Source organism: Planktotalea sp. (assembly GCF_039984035.1).
GTDB lineage: Bacteria > Pseudomonadota > Alphaproteobacteria > Rhodobacterales > Rhodobacteraceae > Planktotalea.
The window spans coordinates 1-2,069 of sequence record NZ_JBDWVM010000262.1 but is presented as its reverse complement, the minus strand read 5'-3'; the positions used below and the strand labels follow the sequence as shown (position 1 = coordinate 2,069).

General features: G+C 54.7%; 3 protein-coding genes. 2 read left to right on the top strand and 1 reads right to left on the bottom strand.

Annotated features, from left to right (window positions below; genetic code table 11):
- The coding region (locus ABJQ89_RS11890) for a thioesterase domain-containing protein (RefSeq protein ID WP_348496447.1) at positions 1–520 on the top strand (520 nt) is incomplete at its 5' end.
- Positions 498–1,643: an acyl-CoA dehydrogenase family protein gene (locus ABJQ89_RS11885; RefSeq protein WP_348496446.1), complete on the top strand. Its 1,146-nt coding sequence runs from the start codon at positions 498–500 to the stop codon at positions 1,641–1,643. The genes ABJQ89_RS11890 and ABJQ89_RS11885, both read left to right, overlap by 23 nt.
- Before the next feature lie 42 nt (positions 1,644–1,685).
- Here the strand turns inward: ABJQ89_RS11885 and ABJQ89_RS11880 are convergent.
- A partial coding sequence (locus ABJQ89_RS11880; RefSeq protein WP_348496445.1) for a helix-turn-helix domain-containing protein occupies positions 1,686–2,069 on the bottom strand: 384 nt, incomplete at its 5' end.

The following is a 2,069-nucleotide window of genomic DNA, read 5'->3' as shown; positions in this document are numbered from 1 at the left end:
CCATAGCCTTGGCGCCTTGGTGGCCTTTGAGGTGGCGCATGCGCTGCGCGATATGGGATGCCCGCCGCCTGAATGTCTGATCGTATCAGGGCGCGAAGGGCCGCGCGTGCCCGATTTTGATCCGCCTTTGCATGGATTGCCCGATGCGCAATTCGTGCGCGAAATGTCGACGCGCTATGACGGTATCCCCCAAGAAATCTTGAATGAGCCTGATTTACTGGCGATGCTCCTTCCCGCGATGCGCGGCGATATGAGCGCAAGTGAGACCTATGAATATGGGCACAAGACGCGATTGAGCTGCCCAATTGTCGCCCTCGGGGGAACCCAAGATGCGCGTGTTGGGATGGATGAGCTGCTTGCGTGGGGCCAAGAAACCAGTGGCACCTTCAAAACCAAACTCTTCGCAGGCGGTCATTTCTTTCTGCGCCCGCAACAGGCCGCTGTCATGCCCTTCGTAAAGGCCAAAATTGCAGAATTTTCAAAGAAAGAGGCGCGGCATGGACTTCTCGTGGACAGCTGAGCAGGAAAAGCTGAGCCGTGATTTTGCTAAATCAGTTCGAGAGACCTTAGAACCAACAGCAGCGAAGCGTGGGTATGACGCGTCCTTCGAACTGAGCGAACTGCGCGCCTGCGGTGATCTCGGAATTCTGGGGCTTTCTGCGCCAAAAGATGTTGGTGGTCGCGGGTTTGATCGTGCAATGACCGCGCGTTTCTTCGAAATTCTAGGTGAAGACTGCGGTGATATGGGGTTGGTGTTTGCGAGCGGTGCACATTTGTTTGCCTGCGTTATGCCAATCGTTGAATTTGGCACAAAGCAACAATTGGCGGCGATCCTACCTGCGTTGTGCGCGGGTCAGAAAATCTGCGCAAATGCGATTACCGAAGATACGGCTGGTTCAGATGTTTATGCGCTAAGCATGTCTGCCGTGAAAGAGGGCGATGATTTTGTGCTCTCGGGTGAGAAAAGCTATGTTTCGAACGCAAAACATGCGGATTACTTGCTGACCTACGCCGTCACCGCGCCCGAAGATGGGTTTCTGGGCATAAGCGCCTTTCTGGTGCCGCGTGACAGTGCCGGTGTGACTGTGCAGGAGCCATTTGATAAACTCGGGCTGAAATCACTACCCGGCTCGCGTGTTCAGTTTGATGGGTGCAGAGTGTCGAAAACTTGCATGATTGGCGAGTCGGGGCAGGGTGGGCCGATCTTTACGGCCTCAATGGAGTGGGAGCGATTTGGTCTGCTCGCAGCGTTTTTGGGATTGGCGGAGCGCCAGCTCAAGCAAGCGATCCAATATGCGCGCAAACGTAAACAATTTGGACGGGCAATCAGCAAAAATCAGGCGATTTCCCATGAGCTGGTTGATCTGAAAATGAAGGTCGAGTCGGCTAGACTGCTCTTGTACCGTGCCTGCGCGAAGCTTGATCAGGGGCAAGATGCTGCGACGGATGTTGCGATGGCGAAACTGGCGATTAGCAAAGCTGCGGTCGATTGCGGGCTGGGCGCGCTGCACATCATGGGCGGTGCCGGATATGCCGGCGCGCATGGCGCAGAGCGCGGACTAAGGGATGCTCTGGCGAGTACGATTGCCTCTGGAACGTCCGAAATGCAGAAGGACATTATCGCCCGTGAATTGCGGCTTTAGCGGGGCTTTACGCTTTGCGTCTGGATCATAACACAGAGGCACTTACAGGTCTAATTGGTATTTCTTGATTTTGTTGAACAAGGTACGCGTGGACATGCCAAGGTCCTCCGCTGCCGATGCGCGACGCCAGCCATGTTCTACCAATTTCGCAAGGATCCAGTCCCGTTCTGTTTGCGGTGCGGTTTGTGTTTTCGTCTGGTCAACGGGCAGGGATTGCGTGACATCTATGTTTGGGATTTGGGAAAAAACCAAGTCATGTCGCTTAATGTTTGCACCGTTTGATTTTCGCAGCGCGCGTGTGATGACGTTTTGCAGCTCTCGCAAATTGCCCGGCCAAGTGTAGTCCATCAGGGCTTTCAAGGCCGTGTTTGTGAAGCGGATGTCTTCGCTGCGGGTCAGCTGGCCCGCCATGAAATCCACCAATTC